This window comes from Ruegeria sp. AF8, from assembly GCF_056541825.1.
In genome coordinates this window covers 273388-294259 of record NZ_JBQFYW010000002.1, presented here as the reverse complement: position 1 = coordinate 294259, position 20872 = coordinate 273388, and the positions used below count along the sequence as shown (strand labels likewise).

At 59.9% G+C, this 20872-nt stretch carries 22 protein-coding genes; 10 read left to right on the top strand and 12 right to left on the bottom strand.

The annotated features are described in order from the left end of the window. Positions 1–142: 142 nt before the first annotated feature. The 3 genes from ACR0AO_RS06855 to pyrC form a co-directional block, all read right to left on the bottom strand. Positions 143–1633: a replicative DNA helicase gene (locus ACR0AO_RS06855; protein WP_480601542.1), complete on the bottom strand. Its 1491-nt coding sequence runs from the start codon at positions 1631–1633 to the stop codon at positions 143–145. Between the two features lie 200 nt (positions 1634–1833). Beyond that, the gene (locus ACR0AO_RS06850; protein WP_480601541.1) at positions 1834–2511 is read right to left on the bottom strand and encodes an orotate phosphoribosyltransferase; all 678 of its coding nucleotides are present in this window, start codon (positions 2509–2511) and stop codon (positions 1834–1836) included. A gap of 93 nt (positions 2512–2604) precedes the next feature. Then, positions 2605–3642, bottom strand: a complete 1038-nt coding sequence (gene pyrC, locus ACR0AO_RS06845) for a dihydroorotase (RefSeq protein WP_480601539.1) — start codon at positions 3640–3642, stop codon at positions 2605–2607. A gap of 118 nt (positions 3643–3760) precedes the next feature. Between pyrC and ACR0AO_RS06840 the strand changes: the two genes are divergently transcribed. The 3 genes from ACR0AO_RS06840 to ACR0AO_RS06830 all read left to right on the top strand — a co-directional run bounded on the left by ACR0AO_RS06840 (position 3761) and on the right by ACR0AO_RS06830 (position 6525). Next, positions 3761–4198 carry an SRPBCC family protein gene (locus tag ACR0AO_RS06840; protein ID WP_480601536.1) on the top strand — a complete coding sequence of 146 codons (438 nt, stop codon included), beginning with the start codon at positions 3761–3763 and terminating at the stop codon, positions 4196–4198. A gap of 106 nt (positions 4199–4304) precedes the next feature. After that, entirely contained in the window at positions 4305–5213 is a 909-nt protein-coding gene (locus ACR0AO_RS06835) for an AAA family ATPase (RefSeq protein WP_480601534.1), read from the top strand. A gap of 55 nt (positions 5214–5268) precedes the next feature. Then, on the top strand, positions 5269–6525 hold the full coding sequence (locus tag ACR0AO_RS06830) for a vWA domain-containing protein (RefSeq protein ID WP_480601531.1): 1257 nt from the start codon (positions 5269–5271) through the stop codon (positions 6523–6525). Positions 6526–6708: 183 nt separating this feature from the next. Here ACR0AO_RS06830 and ACR0AO_RS06825 read toward each other — a convergent pair whose 3' ends face one another. Then, a complete protein-coding gene (locus ACR0AO_RS06825; RefSeq protein ID WP_480601529.1) occupies positions 6709–7200 on the bottom strand; it encodes a hypothetical protein in 492 nt (163 codons plus the stop codon). A 228-nt stretch (positions 7201–7428) separates the two neighbouring features. Between ACR0AO_RS06825 and ACR0AO_RS06820 the strand changes: the two genes are divergently transcribed. The 7 genes from ACR0AO_RS06820 (at position 7429) to ACR0AO_RS06790 (ending at position 14623) form a co-directional block, all read left to right on the top strand. Next, entirely contained in the window at positions 7429–7980 is a 552-nt protein-coding gene (locus tag ACR0AO_RS06820) for a YeeE/YedE thiosulfate transporter family protein (RefSeq protein WP_480601526.1), read from the top strand. A gap of 3 nt (positions 7981–7983) precedes the next feature. Continuing rightward, complete coding sequence (locus ACR0AO_RS06815; protein WP_480601523.1) at positions 7984–8574, top strand: DUF6691 family protein; 591 nt, start codon at positions 7984–7986, stop codon at positions 8572–8574. A gap of 140 nt (positions 8575–8714) precedes the next feature. Beyond that, positions 8715–9683, top strand: a complete 969-nt coding sequence (locus ACR0AO_RS06810; RefSeq protein ID WP_480601522.1) for an XdhC family protein — start codon at positions 8715–8717, stop codon at positions 9681–9683. Further along, the gene (locus tag ACR0AO_RS06805) at positions 9680–10681 is read left to right on the top strand and encodes a molybdopterin-binding protein (RefSeq protein ID WP_480601520.1); all 1002 of its coding nucleotides are present in this window, start codon (positions 9680–9682) and stop codon (positions 10679–10681) included. The genes ACR0AO_RS06810 and ACR0AO_RS06805 overlap by 4 nt, the downstream gene beginning before the upstream one ends. 154 nt (positions 10682–10835) lie before the next feature. Continuing rightward, positions 10836–11321 carry a (2Fe-2S)-binding protein gene (locus tag ACR0AO_RS06800; protein ID WP_480601518.1) on the top strand — a complete coding sequence of 162 codons (486 nt, stop codon included), beginning with the start codon at positions 10836–10838 and terminating at the stop codon, positions 11319–11321. Positions 11322–11375: 54 nt separating this feature from the next. Next, complete coding sequence (locus ACR0AO_RS06795; protein ID WP_480601516.1) at positions 11376–13736, top strand: xanthine dehydrogenase family protein molybdopterin-binding subunit; 2361 nt, start codon at positions 11376–11378, stop codon at positions 13734–13736. Positions 13737–13831: 95 nt separating this feature from the next. Beyond that, the gene (locus ACR0AO_RS06790) at positions 13832–14623 is read left to right on the top strand and encodes an FAD binding domain-containing protein (RefSeq protein WP_480601512.1); all 792 of its coding nucleotides are present in this window, start codon (positions 13832–13834) and stop codon (positions 14621–14623) included. A gap of 103 nt (positions 14624–14726) precedes the next feature. Here the strand turns inward: ACR0AO_RS06790 and infC are convergent, their stop codons facing one another. From infC to ACR0AO_RS06750, 8 genes are all read right to left on the bottom strand, one after another. Then, positions 14727–15188 carry a translation initiation factor IF-3 gene (gene infC / locus ACR0AO_RS06785; RefSeq protein ID WP_480601772.1) on the bottom strand — a complete coding sequence of 154 codons (462 nt, stop codon included), beginning with the start codon at positions 15186–15188 and terminating at the stop codon, positions 14727–14729. A 200-nt stretch (positions 15189–15388) separates the two neighbouring features. Then, positions 15389–15571, bottom strand: a complete 183-nt coding sequence (locus tag ACR0AO_RS06780; RefSeq protein WP_480601509.1) for an alpha/beta fold hydrolase — start codon at positions 15569–15571, stop codon at positions 15389–15391. A 186-nt stretch (positions 15572–15757) separates the two neighbouring features. Beyond that, positions 15758–16381, bottom strand: coding sequence for an adenylate/guanylate cyclase domain-containing protein (locus tag ACR0AO_RS06775; protein ID WP_480601507.1), 624 nt, complete (start codon positions 16379–16381; stop codon positions 15758–15760). A 134-nt stretch (positions 16382–16515) separates the two neighbouring features. Then, complete coding sequence (locus tag ACR0AO_RS06770) at positions 16516–17349, bottom strand: ferredoxin--NADP reductase (protein WP_480601505.1); 834 nt, start codon at positions 17347–17349, stop codon at positions 16516–16518. Between the two features lie 107 nt (positions 17350–17456). Continuing rightward, on the bottom strand, positions 17457–17864 hold the full coding sequence (locus ACR0AO_RS06765) for a DUF934 domain-containing protein (RefSeq protein ID WP_480601503.1): 408 nt from the start codon (positions 17862–17864) through the stop codon (positions 17457–17459). Next, positions 17861–18622, bottom strand: a complete 762-nt coding sequence (locus tag ACR0AO_RS06760; RefSeq protein WP_480601500.1) for a phosphoadenylyl-sulfate reductase — start codon at positions 18620–18622, stop codon at positions 17861–17863. The genes ACR0AO_RS06765 and ACR0AO_RS06760 overlap by 4 nt, the downstream gene beginning before the upstream one ends. Continuing rightward, positions 18612–20276, bottom strand: coding sequence for a nitrite/sulfite reductase (locus ACR0AO_RS06755; protein ID WP_480601497.1), 1665 nt, complete (start codon positions 20274–20276; stop codon positions 18612–18614). The genes ACR0AO_RS06760 and ACR0AO_RS06755 overlap by 11 nt, the downstream gene beginning before the upstream one ends. 62 nt (positions 20277–20338) lie before the next feature. Next, positions 20339–20653 (bottom strand): DUF2849 domain-containing protein, encoded by a 315-nt coding sequence (locus ACR0AO_RS06750; RefSeq protein WP_480601494.1) that lies wholly within the window; start codon positions 20651–20653, stop codon positions 20339–20341. Positions 20654–20872 lie beyond the last annotated feature (219 nt).

Sequence of the window (20872 nt, the reverse complement as noted above, 5' to 3'; positions counted from 1 at the left end):
GGCGGATGCGCCCCCGGTCTATCCGGCAAAGCGTTTACGGCGGTGGCCGAAATGGCGCGCAAGGATCATGCGCCGGGGCAGAGGTGTGAGAGATACACGCATGGCCCCGATCCGTACATATCGAGCCGGACAGGTCAAGCGTTCAGTACCCTTCGATCTGCCCGCCCTGCTGCCAGGGTTTGACCAGATTTCCGAAGCGGGTGAACTGCGCCTCGAATGAAAGCTCGACCGTGCCGATGGGGCCATGGCGTTGCTTGCCGACGATGACCTCGGCTTTGCCGTGCAGACGTTCCATGGCCTGCTTCCATTCTTCCATCTTCTCCAACTCGTGATCGCCGGGTTTTTCGCGTTCTTTGTAGTATTCCTCGCGAAACACGAACATCACCACGTCGGCATCCTGCTCGATCGAGCCCGATTCCCGCAGGTCGGACAGTTGCGGGCGCTTGTCGTCCCGGTTTTCGACCTGACGACTGAGCTGGGACAGGGCTATCACGGGGATATTGAGTTCCTTGGCGATGGCCTTCATACCCATCGATATTTCCGCGATCTCGTTGACGCGATTGTCGGACATACCGCGGCAAAGCTGCAGGTAATCGATCACCAGCAGATCCAGCCCGTGCGTCCGCTTCAAGCGCCGCGCGCGCGCCGCAAGTTGCGAGATCGGCAGGGCCGGAGTGTCGTCGATGAACAGTGGGCAGGCTTCAAGTTCCTTGGCGGCGTCCACGAAGCGGCGGAATTCGGCCTCGGTCATGTCGCCCTGACGGATTTTGTGGCTGGAGATTTCGGACGCCTCGGCCAGAACCCGGCCCGCCAGCTGTTCGGCGCTCATTTCCAATGAGAAAAACCCGACAACGCCGCCGTCTATGGCGCCTTCGCTTCCATCCGACTTTTGCCCGCGCTTGTAGGCTTTGGCCACGTTGAACGCCACGTTGGTCGCCAGTGATGTTTTCCCCATCGAGGGGCGACCGGCCAGAATGATCAGGTCGGACGGGTGCAAGCCCCCCAGTTGCTTGTCCAGATCGGCCAGACCGGTGGAAATCCCGGCCATGCCGCCACCGCGCTGGTACGCTTCGTTGGTGACGTTGACGGCTTCTGTGACCGCCTTGAGGAAGGATTGGAAACCCTGTTCGGTCTGGCCCTGCTCGGAAAGCTGGTAAAGCTGTTGTTCGGCCTCGACGATCTGTTCTTTCGGCTCACTCGAAACGTCCACGCGAGCGGCCTTGTCCGAGATATCGCGCCCCAGCCGGATCAGTTCGCGCCGGATGGCGAGGTCATAGATCATCTGGGCATAGTCACGCACCGCAAAGGCGCTGATCGAAGCGCCGGCCAGCTTGACCAGATAGGCCGGCCCACCCAATTCCTTCAATCCCTCATCCTCGGCCATGAAGGATTTCAGCGTCACAGGTGAGGCCAGCGCATTCTTGGCGATGCGCGCAGCCGCCACTTCATAAATTCGGGCATGCACCGGATCAAAGAAATGCTCGGCCCCGATGACAGAGGCGACACGGTCGTAAAGATCGTTATTGGTTAGGATCGCGCCCAGCAATTGCTGCTCGGCCTCGATCGAATGCGGCATGGTTTCTGCATTCTGAATCCGTGCCGCCGCCTGCTCGATGCTGCTGATCTCGTTCATTGCTGCTCTCATTGTCCTCTGGGTCCGAGGTCATAGCCGAGGGCCCCGAGTCGACGCAAATTGTATGTTTTCTGGGGATAGCCTGTGCATATCTCCTTACCCCTTCATATTGACGGACCCGAGGGCGCTGCGTCAACATATAGAAAAAGCGCCCATTCCAGAGATTGGACGCTTTTATTCTTTTTCGGGCATTCGCCGGGTCAGCTTTTGTGCGCTTCCTGCCAGCCGCGCGGGTCGTTCAGAAACGCTTCGACCCCGCTCAGGGTTTCCTGATCGAACGCGGCTTGGGCCCTGGCCTCGGCCAGCACGTCCCACCATGTGCACAGATGGTGCAGCTGAACCCCGTGGTCGCCCAGTGTTTTTTCTGTCTCGGGGAAAATCCCATAGTAGAAAATGACAGCGGTATGCCCACAGGTTGCGCCGGTGTCACGGATCGCATCGACAAAGCTGAGTTTCGAGCCGCCGTCGGTGGTCAGATCCTCGACCAGCAGTACGCGTTCACCTTCGCTCATCGCGCCTTCAATACGGGCATTGCGGCCGTAACCCTTGGGTTTCTTGCGCACATAGGTCATCGGCAGCGCCATGCGCTCGGCCACAAAGGCGGCAAAGGGGATGCCTGCCGTCTCGCCGCCGGCGATATTGTCGAACGCCTCGAATCCCGCGTTGCGCATTACGGTAACCGTCAGGAAATCCATCAGGGTCGAGCGGATGCGCGGGTATGAGATCAGCTTGCGGCAGTCGATATAGGTTGGGCTAGGCAATCCGCTGGCCAACGTGAACGGTTCGCGCGCGTTAAAATGTACTGCCTTGATCTCCAAAAGCATCCGCGCGGTCAGGCGGGCGATTTCCGAGGCGTCGGGATAGGAGCTTGGGATCATTTCTTCATGTCCTTTGTCGTTCGGAGGCCGCTCATCAGGCCCTGGCGGTCATTCTTCGCGGTGATTGCGCCCGCACGGGCGGAAGAGCGGCGTTCAGTCTACGTGCCAATGCAGCGGGAGGCCGGGGTCGAACACGGTCACCGGTCCGGCGCCCGAGTCGATTTTTTCCGGATAGGTAACGGGGGCGCCCCTGGAAAGTGTCACGGTTCCGTCGTTCAACGGCATGCCATAAAAGCGCGCGCCGTTCTCCGAAACAAATGCCTCCATCAGGTGAAGTTTCCCGGCATTCTCGAATACTTCCGCCAGACATGACAGCGCAACCGGGGCAGTGAAACATCCCGCGCAGCCGCAGGCGTTTTCCTTGGTATGCGTCGCGTGCGGCGCACTGTCGGTGCCAAGAAAGAACCTCTGATCGCCCGAAGTCGCAGCACGCACCAGGGCTTCGCGGTGTTCGCGGCGTTTTAGAATTGGAAGGCAATAGTAGTGCGGACGTATCCCCCCAACGAGCATGTCGTTGCGATCCAGCATCAGGTGCTGCACCGTGATAGTCGCCGCCAGATTGTCGCCCCCGCCGCTGACATATTTTTCGGCATGAGCGGTCGTGATGTGTTCCATCACCACACGCAGGTCCGGAGTGGCCTTGCGGATCGGATCCAGCACCTGATCGATGAACACGGCTTCGCGATCGAAAATATCGACTTCGGCATCGGTAACTTCCCCGTGGACGCAAAGCGTCAGGCCGATCTCGGCCATCTTCTCCAGCACTCCGCGCACCTTGTCGAAATTCCGCACGCCCGAGGCGGAATTCGTGGTGGCCCCGGCGGGGTAGAGCTTGACCGCCTTGATCAGCCCACTGGCATGGGCGGAGGCCACATCCTCGGGATCGGTGTCTTCAGTCAGATAGAGCGTCATCAGCGGCTCAAAGCGCATACCATCGGGCAAGGCCGCCAGAATGCGGTCGCGATAGGCGGCGGCCTGATCGCCAGTCACGACCGGCGGTACCAGATTCGGCATGATGATCGCCCGGGCGAAATGGCGGGCGGTTTCGGGCAGGACGGCCTGCAGCATGGCGCCATCGCGCAGATGCAGATGCCAGTCATCGGGGCGGCGGATCGTGAGGCTTTGGGTCATGGCGCACCCGCTAGCACAGGCTTGTCGGTCGGGAAAGCCCCACCAGCGGGGGGCGAGGCAATTTGCGCGCTTCTCAGGCCGCCATCTGCCATGCAGTCTGCCCATATCAGGAGTCATCATGAAAACGACGCTGACATTCAGGCATGTCTATCCGACCGACCCGGATCGGCTGTTCGAACTGGTCACCGACCTTGATACGCTCGAAGCGGTAACCAGGCCCTGGATGCGGTTCGATCACCTTCCGTCCGGACAGGTGCGCGAGGGCCAGGTGATCGATGTCGACCTGTCGCTGTTCGGCCTTCTGCCCGCGCTCCCCTACAAGATGGTCGTTACCAAATGCACCGATTCCAGGCATCAGATGACCTCGGACGAGACCGGGTTGGGCGCACATCTCGTACACCGGCTCGAAGTGCACCCCTGTGACCAAGGCTCGGAGCTGGTGGACGTCATCGAAGTAGAAACCGGATGGGCCGCGCCCTTCGTGGCGCTCTGGTTGCGGTTGACTCATCAATGGCGGCATCACATCCGTATGAAACTTCTGAGAAACTCGAAGTGAGTGCGGTTCGGTGTCCGGCTGACAAAATCGGCCTATATCCTGGCGAACACCTAACTTGACGTGCCCGAATTATCGTGACCTCTTGGGCGCAATAAAGGGAGACTGCATGAACCTGCCGCAATCAATCGACGCCGTGCAAAGCATGCTGGCCGCACAGGGCTATGTCTGCGGGCGGTCGCTGGCCACCGTCGTTTTTCTGGCGCTCAAGCTGGATCGGCCGTTGTTTCTTGAGGGCGAGGCCGGTGTCGGCAAGACTGAAATCGCCAAGGCGCTGGCAGCCGGGCTGAACCGCCGCCTGATCCGCCTGCAATGTTATGAGGGGCTGGACGCTTCGACGGCGGTTTATGAATGGAACTTTCCCGCTCAGATGGTCTCTATCCGAACCGCCGAGGCGTCCGGGGGCGCAGACCGATCTGTCTTGCAGGACGAGTTGTTTTCGGATGATTTCCTGATTGAAAGGCCTCTGTTGCAAGCCATGCGTCCGGACGAGAACGGCGCGCCGGTGCTTCTGATCGACGAACTTGATCGTACGGATGAGCCGTTTGAGGCTTTCCTGCTCGAAGCGCTGAGCGACTTTCAGGTGACGATCCCCGAGCTTGGCACGGTCAAGGCCCCCGAGCCGCCCATCGTCATACTGACCTCGAACCGCACGAGAGAGGTTCATGATGCGTTGAAACGCCGCTGCCTCTATCACTGGGTGGACTACCCGAATTTCGAACGCGAGATCGAAATCCTGCATGCGCGCGCGCCGGAAGCGGCGGAGAACCTTAGCCGCCAGATCGTAGCCTTCGTTCAGAAGTTGCGCACTGAGGATCTGTTCAAGAAACCGGGGGTGGCGGAAACCATCGACTGGGCCAAGTGCCTTTTGGCGTTGGACGTGCTTGATTTAAGCCCCGAAGTGATCGGCGATACCGTGGGCGCGATTCTGAAATATCAGGACGACATCCAGAAATTGCAGGGGTCCGAGGCCAAACGGATTCTCGATCAGGCCAAGGCCTCGCTTGAACCTGCCTAATGCCTGTTCGGACCGGACATATCCTGCACAAAAGGCAAAGGAGTCCGGAACGCTGATGGCTGAACACCTTCCTCTGGATATCCCTTCCGATCCGAAACTGGCGCAGAACATCACTCATTTCGCCCGCGCACTTCGCAAGGCGGGTCTGCCCATCGGTCCGGGGCGGATAGTCGATGCCATCCGTGCTGTCGAAACTGCGGGTTTCTCGAAAAGGGAGGATTTCTATTGGACCCTGCACGCCTGTTTCGTGAGCCGCCCCGAACACCGGACAGTGTTTGCGCAGGTTTTCCGGCTATACTGGCGCGACCCGCGCTATCTGGAACATATGATGGCGATGATGCTGCCTGCTCTGCGCGGCGTGCAGGAGGAACGTGAAGCGGAAGCGGGTGAGAAACGCGCCGCCGAAGCTTTACTGGATGGCGTGCAACGCGATCCGCCCGAACCCGGGCAGGAGGAGGACGCGGCCGAGCTCGAAATCGACGCGTCGCGCACCGCGTCTGGCGAAGAACGCCTCCGCACTCTTGATTTCGAACAGATGAGCACCGAGGAAATCGCTCAAGCCAAGCGTATGCTGGCCCGCCTGTCGCTGCCAGTCCAACCCATCCTGTCGCGAAGGGGGCTGGCCAGCCATCTGGGGCATCGCATAGACCGCGCCCGCACCTTGCGCGCCGCAATGCGCCAGGGCGGAGAATTGCGCCACATTGCCCGCCTCAAGCCGCGTCCACGCTGGCCCGGCCTTGTCGCGCTCTGCGATATTTCCGGGTCGATGAGCCAGTACAGCCGCATGATCTTGCATTTCCTGCATGCGGTCTCGAACAACAAAGGGGCCGGATGGTCGCGGGTTCACGCTTTCACCTTTGGAACCCGGCTGACCAATATCACCCGCCATCTGCACCAGCGCGACGTGGACGCGGCGCTGTCGGCTGCCGGCGCCGAAGCGCAGGATTGGGAAGGCGGGACAAGGATCGGAGATTGCCTGCACGCCTTCAACCGCGACTGGTCGCGCCGGGTCATGGGGCAGGGGGCGGTCGTTCTGTTGATTACCGACGGGCTTGAGCGCGGAGAGCCCGACCGCCTGGCCCACGAGATGGAGCGCCTTCACCTGTCCTCTCGCCGCCTGATCTGGTTGAACCCTTTGCTGCGCTGGGACGGGTTCGCTCCCAAGGCGCGCGGTGTTGCTGCCATGTTGCCGCATGTGGACAGTTTTCGGACCGCGCACTCCGTTGCGTCGCTGGAAGATCTGGCTACCCTGATCTCTGCGCCGGACGATGTGGGAGAGAAGGCGCGCTTGATGAACTCGCTGCAAGCGTGACGCATTTTGTTCATAGGGGCATTGACCGAATTGCCCGATGGAGGGTCCCCCTTGGGGCATTTGCGACCGGAAAGACGCATCTGCACGGTTCTGCTTCTTTCCGGTCCCCAAAATACCAAGGCCATCAAGGGCCAACGTCCCTTTACTTCAGATCAGTTTCGGCGCGCCCAAGGTGTTCGCATGTCATTGCAGTTGTTTTGCGGTGCATTCACGTGCCATTTCGATGGCCTTGTATGTGCCGGTCAGATCGACCGTAAAGCCGTATTCCTTTTCGGGAAATACCGCCATCACCTTTTCCTTGGCCACCGCATCGACAAAGCCGGGATCATCGGTCAGGACGTAGCCGCCGGAATAACCTTTGGTGATGTTTCCACGCATGCCGGTGGCTTCTCCGACATAAAGATTGTCGCCCAAGAGAATGGCGACGCCTTCTTTCTCGCCTCTCTTGATATTGGTTTTTGCTTTGGTGAACACACCGACATAAGCCACGCTGCGATCATCGGTCAGGCCCATCTGAACCACATTCTCGGCACCGTCGACGGCTTCGATCAGGCAGGATTTCTTTTCGTTGTCGATGAATACTTTCCACCCTTCAACTTCGCCGTACCGTTCAAACGTCTCCGCCAAGGCACTTGTGGACACCAGCGCGGCCAGAACCGCAACAGAAATTTTCATGCGTAAACTCAATGCACTTCCTCCGGATTTTTTCAGCGCCCGGACATCGGCGGACGAAATTCACACCACTCCAAGCGCGCTGCGGTGACAATGACGCCCACGCTAGTTCGGTTTTTGTCAAACGGCAATCACCACGCAGTTTGGCGACCATATTTGATCTATGTCATGCAAATCTTGGAATATGAATTATATTCTGATAAAGGAATGTGAAATTCGAAAGGAAACGCCATGCCTTTGAACTGGAAACTCGGGGGGCTGTTGCTGGGGCTGGTCTTTTTTGCCGCTGTCCTGCTGGTCAAGCCCATCGGTGTCTCGACACAATTCGTGATCCTCGATGGGATCGTGGCCGACATCGCCAATCCCGAACTCGTCACGCAAACAGACACAGGGTACACTTCGACCAATGCCTATCTGGCGAAATCTGATGGGAAATACGCCAAATCAATCGCCAACCCGTTTAACTATTCCTTCATCTTCGTGATCGCCATGATGGTTGGCGGATTTTTGTCGGTTCTGGCGCGCGGCGGTCTCAGCCGTGCTGAACGCGTCATGCCGGCCCTCTGGCGCGCCAATTTCGGAGACAGCCAGGCCAGACGTTATGCCGCTGCGTTTCTGGGCGGATTCGTCGTGCTTTATGGGGCACGGCTCGCGGGCGGTTGCACATCGGGGCACATGATGTCGGGCATGATGCAGACTGCGCTCAGCGGCTACATATTTGCCGCGGGAGCATTCGCTGCCGCCATCCCGGTCTCGATTATCATGTTCAGAAAGGAGGCCTGATCCATGACTTCTATCCTTCTCGCGTTGCTGATCGGCGCCGCCTTTGGCGCGGTGCTTGATCGGATCGGGGCCACGAACCCCTCTTATATCAATTCGATGCTGAATCTGACCAACCTCAATCTGGCCAAGGCGATCCTGCTGGCCATTGGCGTCGGTTCGGTGCTGATGTTCGGCGGTCAGATGCTGGGTCTGGTCGATGTGGGGCATATGTCGGTCAAAACGGCGTATGCCGGCGTGTTCCTCGGTGGGTTGCTGCTGGGTGCGGGCTGGGCATTTTCCGGCTATTGCCCCGGCACCGGCGTCGTCGCCGCTGCTTCGGGGCGCAAGGATGCTCTGTTCTTCGTCGCGGGCGGGCTGATGGGGGCTGCTGCATATATGGTGACCTATCCGGCCTGGAAGGCTTCGGGTCTTTTGGATGGCGTCGCTGGTGGCAAGGTTACACTGGGAACCGTCCCCGGATCGAAATTCGACGGGCTGACCGGCCTGCCGGGCGACATTCTGGGCATTGTGCTGGGCCTTGTCTTCATCCTTGTGGCCTTCGCTTTGCCAGAAAAGTTGATGGGGCACCCGGCTGAAACGCAACCTGCCGAATAGGCGGTCACGAAAACCGCGTGGCGACTCGCGCTATCATTCCCGCCACGTGTGTTGCGGCCCGGCGTTCCGTGTTCCCGCCGGGCCGCTTTTCATTATCTGAAACCCCCCTATGTTGGACGCAAGGATCCTGGGAGGAACAGATGGACAGATTCGACAACAGTCCCGAAACCGCCCTTCGCTGGCATCAAAAGGAAAAAGGCGCGGCGCTGGCGACGGTGGTCGAGACGTGGGGTAGCGCGCCACGCAGGGTGGGGGCGCAGTTGGCCATCGGAGGCGACGGCCGTATCGAAGGGTCTGTTTCGGGCGGTTGCGTCGAAGGTGCGGTAATCGTCGAAGCGTTGGAGGCCATTGACGAAGGCGAAGCCCGTCTTCTGGAATTTGGCGTCAGCGATGAGGACGCCTTTGCCGTGGGGCTGGCCTGCGGCGGTACCATCCGAGTGCTGGTAGAACCTGTCGGTTCCGTTTTGCCCGAGGCGATGCTGTCGGAACTGGTTGCTGCCCGCGCCAAGCGTCAGCCACTGGCCTACGAGGTCAATCTGGCCACCGGCCACCGGGCATTGAAGCGGGCAGGCCATTCCGGGCGCATGCGCATGGATCGCTCCGGGTTCGAGGAAGACGGTCAAACCTTTGTCGCCGTTCACAACCCGCCCTTGCGGCTGATCGTCGTAGGGGCGGTCCACATCGCGCAGGCCCTGGTGCCGATGGCGCGGATTGCAGGCTATGACCCGGTGATCATCGACCCGCGCGAGGCGTTTGCATCGGATAAACGCTTTCCCGGTGAGAAGATTCTGACCGACTGGCCGGACGAGGCGGTGGCCAGGCTTGGACTGGATGCGCGCACGGCGTTGGTGCTGCTCACACATGATCCCAAGCTGGACGACCCCGCGTTGCAAGCGGCCCTGCGGGCGGGTGTGTTCTATATCGGTGCCCTCGGTTCGAACCGCACACATGGCAAACGGGTGGAACGGATGAAGGCTGCCGGTTTCAACGACGCGGAAATCGCCCGCATTCATGGCCCTATCGGTCTTGATATCGGCGCGGCAGGCCCCGCGGAAATCGCGGTGTCGATCCTGGCAGAAATGACCGCCGTCTTGCGGGGACAGGCGTGAAATTCGGCTCCGTTCCCGTTGCCGAAGCTCAGGGCGCGATCCTGGCGCATTCCGTCAAGGCCGGCGAGCGCAAGCTGCGAAAGGGCATTGTTCTGGACTCGGGCCATCTGGCGGTCTTGTCCGGGGCAGGTATCCCTGAAGTCATCGTGGCCCGGATGGAGCCGGGCGATTGTCACGAAAACGAGGCCGCACAGGTGCTGGCACGGGCACTCGCACCTGATCCGGAACAAGCGAGCGTGCGTTTGACCGAACCGTTCACGGGCCGGGTCAACATCCTGGCCGAAGGACCTGGTGTCGTCGTATTGGATGTCGCCGCCATCGAGCGCTTCAATCAGGTGCACCCGATGATCACAGTCGCCACGGTGCCGCAATACCAGCAGATGGATGAGGGCGGTATGGTGGCGACGATCAAGGTCATCTCCTATGCCGTGCCGCGCGTGGATGTCGAACGCGCGGCCGCACTGGCGCAGAGCGCGATCCGGTTGGTCCGGCCTGTCCACGCCTCTGCCGGATTGGTGGTTACGGATATTCCGGGCGGCCCTTCGAATGACAAGGGCATAGCTTCTATTCGCGGGCGGGTCGAAGCATTGGGCATGAGGCTGGAGGAAATCCGTACGGTGCCACATGATACGCAAGAATTGGCCGAGGCGCTTGCGGCACTGCGTGGTGAGGTCGCGCTGATCCTGACGGGCTCGGCGACTTCCGACCCCAGTGACGTTGCACCGAACGCGGTGCGGGCCGCTGGCGGACATGTCGACCGGTTCGGGATGCCGGTCGATCCGGGAAACCTGCTTTTTCTGGGGCGGCTCGGAGAGCGCCCGGTCATCGGCCTTCCGGGCTGCGCGCGCTCGCCGGCCCTCAATGGCGCTGACTGGGTTCTGTCGCGTGTTGCCTGCGGGATCGAAACGACAAACGTAGACATCGCGGCCATGGGCGTGGGCGGGTTGCTCAAGGAAATTCCCACTCGCCCACAGCCGCGCGCGGGCAGAACAAAGTGACGCGACGGCACTTTGGGCGCCGCTTCAAGCGGCCTTAGTTGATGAGGTTCATGCCTGAAACTTGTTCGGAAATTTGGTAAATATTTTTGTTCTCAAACGAAATTTGCCGTGTTTAACTCCGAGGCAAGGGAGAAAAATCAATAGGGAGGATCTCATGACACAGGTCACCATGACCGTGAACGGCAAGCCCGTTAGCGGTGATGTCGAAGGCCGGACGCTGTTGTCCAGCTTTCTGCGCGATCACCTGTCGCTGACCGGAACGCATGTCGGTTGTGATACTGCACAGTGCGGCGCCTGCGTGGTTCACGTCGACGGCGAGGCGGTCAAGTCCTGCAACATGCTGGCGCTGGAGGCCGACGGCTCCGAGGTCGGCACCATCGAAGGGCAGGCCAACGCGGACGGCACGCTCAACACCATCCAGCAGGCGTTCCAGGATCATCATGGGCTACAATGCGGCTTTTGCACGCCCGGCATGGTGATGAGTGCGGCGGCCCTGCTCAAGGACAATCCCAGACCGACCGAGGCCGAGATCCGCAAATATCTCGAAGGCAACCTGTGCCGCTGCACCGGATATCACAATATCGTCAAGGCGATACTGGCCGCATCGGGTCAGGACGTGAGCGCCATCGCCGCCGAGTGACGCGGCTACAGAGAATTTTCGACGAAAATTCTTTTTCAGGGAGGAGAACAAGCAATGCCCAAAGACAGTGGCATCGGAGCCAGTTCCAAGCGGCGCGAGGACGTACGCTTTCTGACCGGAGCGGGCAACTACACAGACGACATCAACGTGCGGGGGCAGGCTTATGTCCATTTCCTGCGCTCCGATATCGCACACGGCACAATCAACAGCATCGACACTTCGGATGCGGCCGCCATGCCCGGTGTGGTCCGGGTATTTACAGGCAAGGATTTCGAAGGCGTTGGCGGTATTCCCTGCGGTTGGGAAGTTGCCGACCGGCACGGTGCGCCAATGCAGGAACCGCCGCATCCGATTTTGGCGCAGGGTAAGGTACGGCATGTGGGTGATCCCATTGCAGCCGTAGTCGCCGACAGTCTGGAGCAGGCGCGGGACGCCGCCGAGGCAATCGCCTTTGACATCGAGGAACTGCCCGCCGTCATGGATATGAAAGCCGCTGCACAGGATGGCGCGGTCAAGGTTCACGACGATCTGAAATCCAACATTTGTTATGACTGGATGCTGGGTGAGGCCGATGACGCCAAGGTTGACGCGGTCTTTGCCAATGCGGCTCATGTGACGACGCTGGAACTGGTCAACAACCGCCTGGTTGCGAACCCTATGGAACCGCGCGTGGCGGTGGCTGAATATAGACGCGGAACCGACGAATATACGCTCTATACCACCTCGCAAAACCCCCATGTGATCCGGCTGCTGATGTGCGCCTTTGTTCTGGGTCTGCCCGAGCACAAGGTGCGTGTGGTTGCCCCGGATGTCGGTGGCGGTTTTGGCACCAAGATCTTCCACTATGCAGAAGAGGCTTTCTGCACCTTCGCCGCCAAGGCCTGCAACCGCCCGGTCAAGTGGACCTCCAGCCGGTCCGAGGCGTTCATGTCTGACGCCCATGGCCGCGACCATGTCAGCAAGATCGAACTGGCGCTGGATGCGGATAACAACTTTATCGGCTTGCGCACCAATACCTATGCCAATCTGGGCGCTTATCTGTCGACCTTCTCCAGCTCGGTTCCGACCTGGCTGCACGGAACGCTGATGGCGGGCAACTACAAGACGCCGGTCATTCAGGTGAATGTAAAGGCGATGTTCACCAACACGGTGCCGGTGGATGCCTATCGCGGCGCGGGCCGCCCCGAGGCGACCTTCCAGCTGGAGCGTGTCGTGGACAAGGCCGCGCGCGAACTGGGCGTTGATCCGATTGCGCTGCGGCGTCAGAACTTCATCACCGAATTTCCCTACGATACGCCGGTCGCGCTGACCTATGACACGGGCAATTACCACGGAACGATGGACAAGCTTGAGGCCGCCGCCGATCTGGCGGGTTTTGCCGCGCGTCGGGCGCAAAGCGAGGCCAATGGCAAGCTGCGAGGTCTGGGCATCAACTGCTATATCGAGGCTTGCGGGATCGCGCCTTCAAACATCGTTGGCATGCTGGGAGCCCGGGCGGGTCTCTATGATGCCGCGACGGTGCGGGTGAACGCCACCGGATCGATCAGCGTCATGGTCGGTGCACACAGCCACGGGCAGGGGCATGAGACCGCCTTCCCGCAGGTGGTGGCCGACATGATCGGCATCGACGAGTCGATGGTCGAGATCGTGCATGGCGACACGTCGAAAATCCCGTTCGGCATGGGCACTTATGGCTCACGCTCGCTGGCAGTCTGTGGCTCGGCCATGGTCAAGGCGACCGAGAAAGTGATCGAGAAAGCCAAGAAGATCGCCGCCCATCTGCTGGAGGCGTCCGAGGCCGATATCGAGCTGAAGGACGGTCAGTTCAGCGTTGCTGGCACCGACAAGTCGGTGGCCTGGGGCGATGTGACCCTGACGGCATATGTCCCGCACAATTATCCGCTGGAGGTCGAGCCGGGGCTGGAGGAGACCGCGTTTTACGACCCGGCCAACTTCACCTTCCCGGCGGGGGCCTATGCCTGCGAGGTCGAGGTAGACCCCGAGACCGGACAGGTCAGCATCGAAAAGTTCACCGCCGCGGATGATTTCGGCAACATCGTCAACCCGATGATTGTGGATGGCCAGGTTCATGGCGGTATCGGTCAGGGCATCGGTCAGGCGTTGCTGGAGAATTGTGCCTATGACGAGAATGGTCAGCTGCTGAGTGCGTCCTATATGGACTACGCCATGCCACGGGCCGATGACGTGCCATTCTATGCTGTGGACCATTCCAGCCAGACGCCCTGTACGCACAACCCACTTGGCGTGAAGGGCTGTGGTGAGGCCGGTGCGATCGGCTCGCCGCCTGCCGTGGTCAACGCGGTGCTGGATGCGCTGAACTCGGGCGGCAAGACGGTGGATCATATCGACATGCCGGTGAGCCCGTCACGAGTCTGGGCGGCGATGAACGATTGAATGGATGGGGCGGACCGGGGGCCAGCCCCCGGACCCCCGGGATATTTATAGCCAGATGAAGGGCGGATCCGCGCCTTTCGGAAAGGAAAAGCGAAATGTACAGTTTCGAGTTTGAGAAGCCTTCGACAATCGCTGATGCGCTGGCGGCGCTGGCGACGGAAGAGGCGCAGGCATTGGGCGGTGGGCAGACGCTGATCCCGACGCTCAAGCAACGGCTGGCGGCTCCGTCCAGGCTGGTGAGCCTCACCGGAATCGCCGAGATGCAGGGCGTGTGTGTCGAGAACGACGGTTCGTTGGTCATCGGCGGGGCGACGACCCATGCCGCGGTGGCACGCGAGGCTGCGGGTAAGTACCCGGCGCTGGCCGATCTGGCCGGACACATCGGAGATCCGGCGGTGCGCAATCGCGGCACCATTGGCGGTTCGCTTGCCAATAACGACCCGGCGGCCTGTTACCCGGCTGTCGCGCTGGCGTCGGGTGCGACCATTATTACCAATGGGCGCGAAATTTCCGCGGACGATTTCTTTGAGGGTATGTTCACCACCGCCCTTGCGGATGGCGAGATCATCACCTCGGTGCGTTTCCCGGTGCCGCAGGCGGCCAGCTATCAGAAATTCTTGCAACCGGCCTCGCGGTTTGCGCTGGTGGGCGTGTTTGTCGCCAGGTTTGCGGATGGCACCAGGGTTGCGGTGACAGGGGCGAGCGAAAACGGAGTCTTCCGCTGGGCCGAGGCGGAACAGGCGCTGAACAAGGAGTTCAGGGCCGATGCCCTGATGGATCTGCGGATCAATCCGATGAACATGATCGGCGATTTGCATGGCAGCAAGGAATACCGCGCGCATCTGGTTGGGGTTATGGCCAAACGCGCCGTGGATGCCTGTTCATAGGCCACTGGAATGAGCCATGGCCCCGGTCCGGAACCGGGGATCGATAGAAGAAAAGCCCCCTCGTACTCCGAGGGGGCTTTGGCAAACAGAATGGAATGATGGCTTATTTCTGCGGCAGCGGACCGATCATCATGATCATCTGACGACCTTCCATCTTTGGCATATTCTCAATCTTGCCGATTTCCTTGATGTCCTCGGCCACCCGTTCCAGCAACTCGCGACCCAGGTTTTGGTGTGCCATTTCGCGGCCGCGGAAGCGCAGAGTGACTTTGACCTTGTCGCCTTTTTCCAGAAACTTGACGACGTTCTTCATCTTCACGTCATAGTCATGGGTGTCAGTGTTGGGCCGGAACTTGACCTCTTTCACCTCGATGATCTTCTGTTTCTTGCGGGCTTCGCTTTCGCGTTTCTGCTGTTCGTATTTGTACTTGCCGAAATCCATGATCTTGCAGACCGGCGGATTGGCATTGGGCGAGATCTCGACCAGATCGAGACCGGCATCTGCGGCCATTTGCAGGGCTTTGGCGGGATGAACCACCCCGACATTGTCACCGTCAGCGCCGATCAGGCGGATTTCGGGGGCACGGATCTTTTCATTGACGCGCGGGCCGGTTTCGCGTTGCGGCGGCGCGTTGTGAGGTCTGCGGGCTATGGGTTCATTCCTTTGCTGATTGCAGAATATCGAGGCCGGAATTTAGACCGGCATGTCAACCGATTCAAGCGGCAACATACACGATTCCTGATGTTTTCCGATGGTGCGGCCTTTCAGGACGCATGTTCGGCGACAAAGTCGTGGAAAGCGTGGCGGAAACGATCATTTGCGGTGGTACCGGGCAATAGCAGGTGGTTGTCGCCGGGTAGGGGGACGAACTCGGCGCCGGGGATCAGGGCAGCCAGACGTCGCCCTTCTTCCAACGGCACGCGCTTGTCACCCTCCGCGTGTGCCAAGAGAACGGGCACATTCAGCTTGGGCGCGAACGCGGATATGTCGCATCGCGCAGTTGGAAATACAGTCGACGTTCCAATCCGACAATCCGTTCCCGCGCTGGTCGATTCGCACCAGCAGGAAATGGCTGGCAACGTCGTGCGAAAGTGGCCCCCAGATCGGGCTTGACCAATCGTATTCCAGATGGCTCAGCCAATTCGGCATCTTGAAGACGGGCGGGCCTTTTCCAACCGACGCATATGCGAGCTTAACCCCGTCCTGGGCGCGGCAGAACTCGATCTTCTGTTGCCATATAGCTCTTCAGCGCCGGTGAACCGGGCGCGAGAATAGGGTGTCCACTGCCATACGCGTAAGGGTCGGGACATGTTCTTGACCGATTGCGAACCCAGATCGACGAATGTCTCGAACAGGCCATTCCAAACCAGTTGATAGACCGTATCCGAAACACAGACGCCACCTGGTTCCGCCATCTGTTCCAGGCAGGCGGCGACGTTGACCTCTTCTCCCAGAACATCTCCATTTTCGTCCACCACATCGCCGATATTGACGCCGACACGATATCGGATGCGATGATCTTCGGGTTGGTCGTTTTCGCGCTTTGACATCTCTGCCTGAATGTCCAGCGCGCTGCGGACCGCTTCGCGAACACTGGGATATTCCACCAGCATTCCGTCACCGGTGGATTTCACGATGCGGCCCCGGCTGCGCTCTATGGTGGGGTAGATCAGGTCTTTCAAATGGCTGCGCTGCCGCGTTAGTACGCTGTCACCTTCCACCTCGATCAGGTGACTGAAACCTGTCATATCGGCCATCAAAACGGTTGTCAGCCGACGTTGAATAGCCGCCTCTTGTACCGTTTTCTGAATGAAAGCCAATATTTACGAGAACACCCCCAAAACGAAGGATCGTTCCGGGGGTGGAAACAATTGGGCTAATTTTAGCCGGATTATCCGACGAAAGCTTTTTCGATCACGAATTCCTTGGGGTCCGAATTGGCGCCTTCGCGCAGACCGAACTCTTCCAGGATTGCCTTGATGTCGTGGTTGAACGCCAGTGAGCCACAGACCATCGCGCGGTCTGTTTCCGGCTTGATGCCCCCCTCGATGCCCAGATCCGCGAACACGGTGCCATCCTTCAGGAGGTTGGTGATACGCCCCATTTTCGGGCTCTCTTCGCGCGTCGTGGTGGGATAGTAACGAATCTTGTCGCCAAAACCTTCACCGATCAGTTCGTTCAGCAACTCGTCCTGCTTTATGCTTTCGATCAGCTGTCTGCCATATTCCAATTCGGCCACGTCGCGACAGGTATGGGTGATGATGACCTCGTCGTAATCCTCATAGGTCTGCGGTTCGCGCAGCAGCGAAGCAAAGGGGGCAAATCCGGTGCCGGTGGCGAAAAACCAGATGCGCTTGCCGGGCAGCAGGGCATCATGCACCAGTGTTCCAACAGGCTTGGGACGCAGGATGATTTGATCGCCCGGCTTGATATGTTGCAGTTTCGAAGTCAGCGGACCGTCCTGCACTTTGATCGAATAGAACTCCAGCTCTTCGTCCCACGAGGGCGAGGCAATCGAATAAGCGCGCAACAGCGGCTTGCCATTGTCGCCCAGCAAGCCGATCATCACGAACTCGCCCGACCGGAACCGCAGCGATTGCGGGCGCGATACCTTGAACGAGAACAAGCGGTCGGTCCAGTGTTTCACGTCCAGAACGGTTTGAGCGTCCGGCAGGACAGGGGCTTTTACAACGGTGGCTTCGGTCACGGATTTCATCTCTGTCATCGTTTCACTGCCAGTCTGCTAGACCGGCGCCTCTCCATATTCTTTGATATACGTCATGAAAAGGGGAAAGTCTTCCCCTTTCATTAGAGTACAAATGATTGTGAGGTTTAACCGCGCAGGCGGGACTGATAGTTGTGAGCCTGCCAGTTCGCACGGGCCAACCACTGATCCTCGGGCTGGCGATTGGCCAGGGTGTTGTCGATTTCAACCTCGTCAAAGCCGCTGCGGCGGGCCATGGCGTATTGATCGGCCAGCACGTGCCCCTTGGCGCGGAGGCGGCCGGTAAAACCTTTCAGGCGCAGGGTGCGGGCGATGGTGAATCCACGGCCATCGGCGAACGAGGGAAAGTCCACCCGCACCATCTGCGCGCTGCCCAGCCGGTCAAACAGCTCATCCGGGTCGGTGTCCGAGGCCACATCCAGCGCCACCACGTCATTGGCGGCATCGGCCAGGGTGACAAAGCCGTCGGTCCAGTCATCGGGCGAAAAGCCCTCATCCGTTACGATCACATTCATATCTTTTCTCCGGCGCGCACCATCTTGCCATCGACAAAATGGATACCGCATTCTTCCTTGTTCTGTTCGCGCCAGCGTCCGGCGCGGGGGTCTTCGCCCTCCTTGACCGGCGAAGTGCAGGGCGCACAGCCGATCGAAGGGTATCCTTTGGCCACCAGCGGGTGCCGGGGCAGGTTGTTTTCGACCATATAGGCGCGTACGTCATCGGGCGCCCAATGGGCCAGCGGATTGACCTTGATCCGGCCGGTGCCGTCCTCGACCTCAAAGAACTCCAGCGCGGCGCGGGTTCCGGACTGAAACCGCTTGCGCCCGGTGATCCAGCCATGGAATTCCGACAGCGCCTTTTGCAGCGGAAAGGTCTTGCGCAGGTTACAGCACGCATCGGTGTCGCGCAGGCGGAGGGCACCATACGGATCGTCGCGCTCAATATCCTCGTCATCGGCGCGGATGATCCGGATATTGCGCAAGCCCAGACGCTCGCTGACCTCGTGCTGGTATTCCAGCGTTTCGGCAAACAGCATCTGGGTGTCGATGAACAGTACCGGCGTCATCTTGTCGACCACAGCCGCCATGTGCAGCAACACCACCGATTCCGCACCAAAGCTGGAGACCAGCGCAAGCTCGTCGATCTCCTCCAGCGCGCCATGCATAACGTCATGGGCGCTGTGGTGGCGGAACCGGGCGTTCAGCGCATCGACCTTTTCGGTCAGTTCGCGCCGGTCAGCCCCCAGTTCTGTCTGGATCAGGTCAAGCGGCATTGGCCTGCGCCTCGGGATACAGCGCCGCCTTGAACGGCGCCATGCCAACGCGGCGGTAGGTCTGCAAAAAAGTCTCCTCGGCGCTGTCGCGCTGTTCCAGATAAGTGTCCACGATCCGTTCAACGGCCGGCACGATCTCGTCATAGGCAAAGCCCGGGCCGGTGCGGTCGCCGATGGCGGCTGTTTCGGTGCCGTCGCCACCCAGAGTGATCTGGTAGTTTTCGACGCCTGCACGATCCAGACCCAGAATGCCGATATGGCCCACATGGTGATGCCCGCAGGCATTGATGCAGCCAGAGATCTTGATCTTCAGGTGGCCGATATCATGCTCAAGCTTCAGGTCTTCGAACCGGGTCGCAATCTCTTGCGCAACCGGGATCGAACGGGCCGTTGCCAGCGCGCAATAGTCCATGCCGGGGCAGGCGATGATGTCGCTGATCAGACCGATATTGGCGGTCGCCAGCTCGTATTCCTTCAGCTTCGCGTGGATCGCGGGCAGGTCAGACTTGTGAACATGCGGCAGGATCACGTTCTGCTCATGGCTGATGCGCAGTTCGTCATAGGCGAACTCTTCGGCCAGATCGGCCATCACGCGCATCTGCTCGGCGGTCGCATCACCCGGCGTTGCGCCATGCTTTTTGATCGAGATCGTGACAATCGCGTGGTCCGCGTTCTTGTGTGGCGCAATGTTGGTGTCGACCCACGAACGGAAGACCGGATCGTTGGTGTAGGCGCTTTCGAACAACGCAACAGACCCTTCGCGGAAGGCCGGCGGCGCAAAATGGCCCTTGATCTCGTCCAGCAGGGCCATGTCGGCGCCCTTGAACTGGGCGCGCACCTTGAGGAAACGCTCGTTCACCTTGGCGCGGATGGTATCGATGCCGTTTTCGTGCACGGTGATCTTGATGCGCGCCTTGTACTTGTTGTCGCGGCGCCCGATCTGGTTCCACACGGAAACGGTGGCTTCCAGATACGCCAGCAGGTCGTCAAAGGCGACGAACTCGGAGAGTTCTTTGCCGATCATCGGGGTTCGGCCCAACCCGCCGCCGACGATGACCCGGGCACCCAGCACGCCGTCACGCTCGACCAGTTGCAGGCCGATGTCGTGTGCCTTGATCACGGCACGGTCGTTTTCCGAGCCGGTGATCGCGATTTTGAACTTACGCGGCATGAACTGGAATTCCGGGTGGTCGGTCGACCACTGGCGCAGCAGTTCGGCATAGGGGCGCGGGTCGGCGACCTCATCCGCAGCGGCGCCTGCGAAGTGGTCGGCGGTCACGTTGCGGATGGTGTTTCCGCTGGTCTGGATGGCGTGCAGCCCGACCTCGGCCAGCGCGTCCAGCATATCCGGCACGTCGTTCAGTTTCGGCCAGTTGTATTGAATGTTCTGACGGGTGGTGAAATGGCCGTAACCCTTGTCCCACTTCTCGGCCAGGAGCGCCAGTTGACGCATCTGCGCGCTGTTCAGCGTGCCATAGGGGATGGCCACGCGCAGCATATAGGCGTGCAATTGCAGATACAGGCCATTCATCAGGCGCAGAGGCTTGAATTCATCCTCGGTCAGCGATCCGTCGATACGGCGCTCGACCTGGGCACGGAACTGCGCGTTGCGCTCGGCGAGGAAGGCGTGGTCGAACTCGGAGTAGCGATACATGATTGGCTGTCCTTGTTGCAGCCCCGGATCCGGGGCGTTGTTGGGGAGAGAGGAGCCTGAATTCAGACCCGGGGCTGCGGGGAAGTTTCCTGTTTGCCGTGGGCATAGTTGGACGGACCGGTGCGGCGGAAATCTTCCCGGAAATGGGTGGGTTCGGGGCCGTTCCGACCCGCCACAGCATCAGCCAGATAGGCGCCGACGATCTTGTTGGCTTGGCGCTCGGCATCCAGTAGGCGCACCTGTGCATGGGCTTCGTCGGTGATCAGTTCGGCGTCGGACAGATCGCGTGACCAGCGATCATCCTCGGTCAGATAGATGACATCGCCTTCCAGCAGATCATTGGCGGTAACGATTTTGGGCGTAAATGCGCGGGCCATCAGGTAAGCTCCTTGTTGAAATCCGTCACGACCCAACCCGCGATGTGCGGTTCGGGTTTGCAATAAACAGGGTGTCCGTTTTGGCGATGTGCGAGGGCATTGGCTGTCCGTGCGGTGTGTTTGACTTGAACTGCAATATAGGAAATATTCCCCCCTAGCCGCCATATGTGCGCAGAAATAAGGACATATGTTCCGGTTTGTCAAAAAACCAGAACGCCA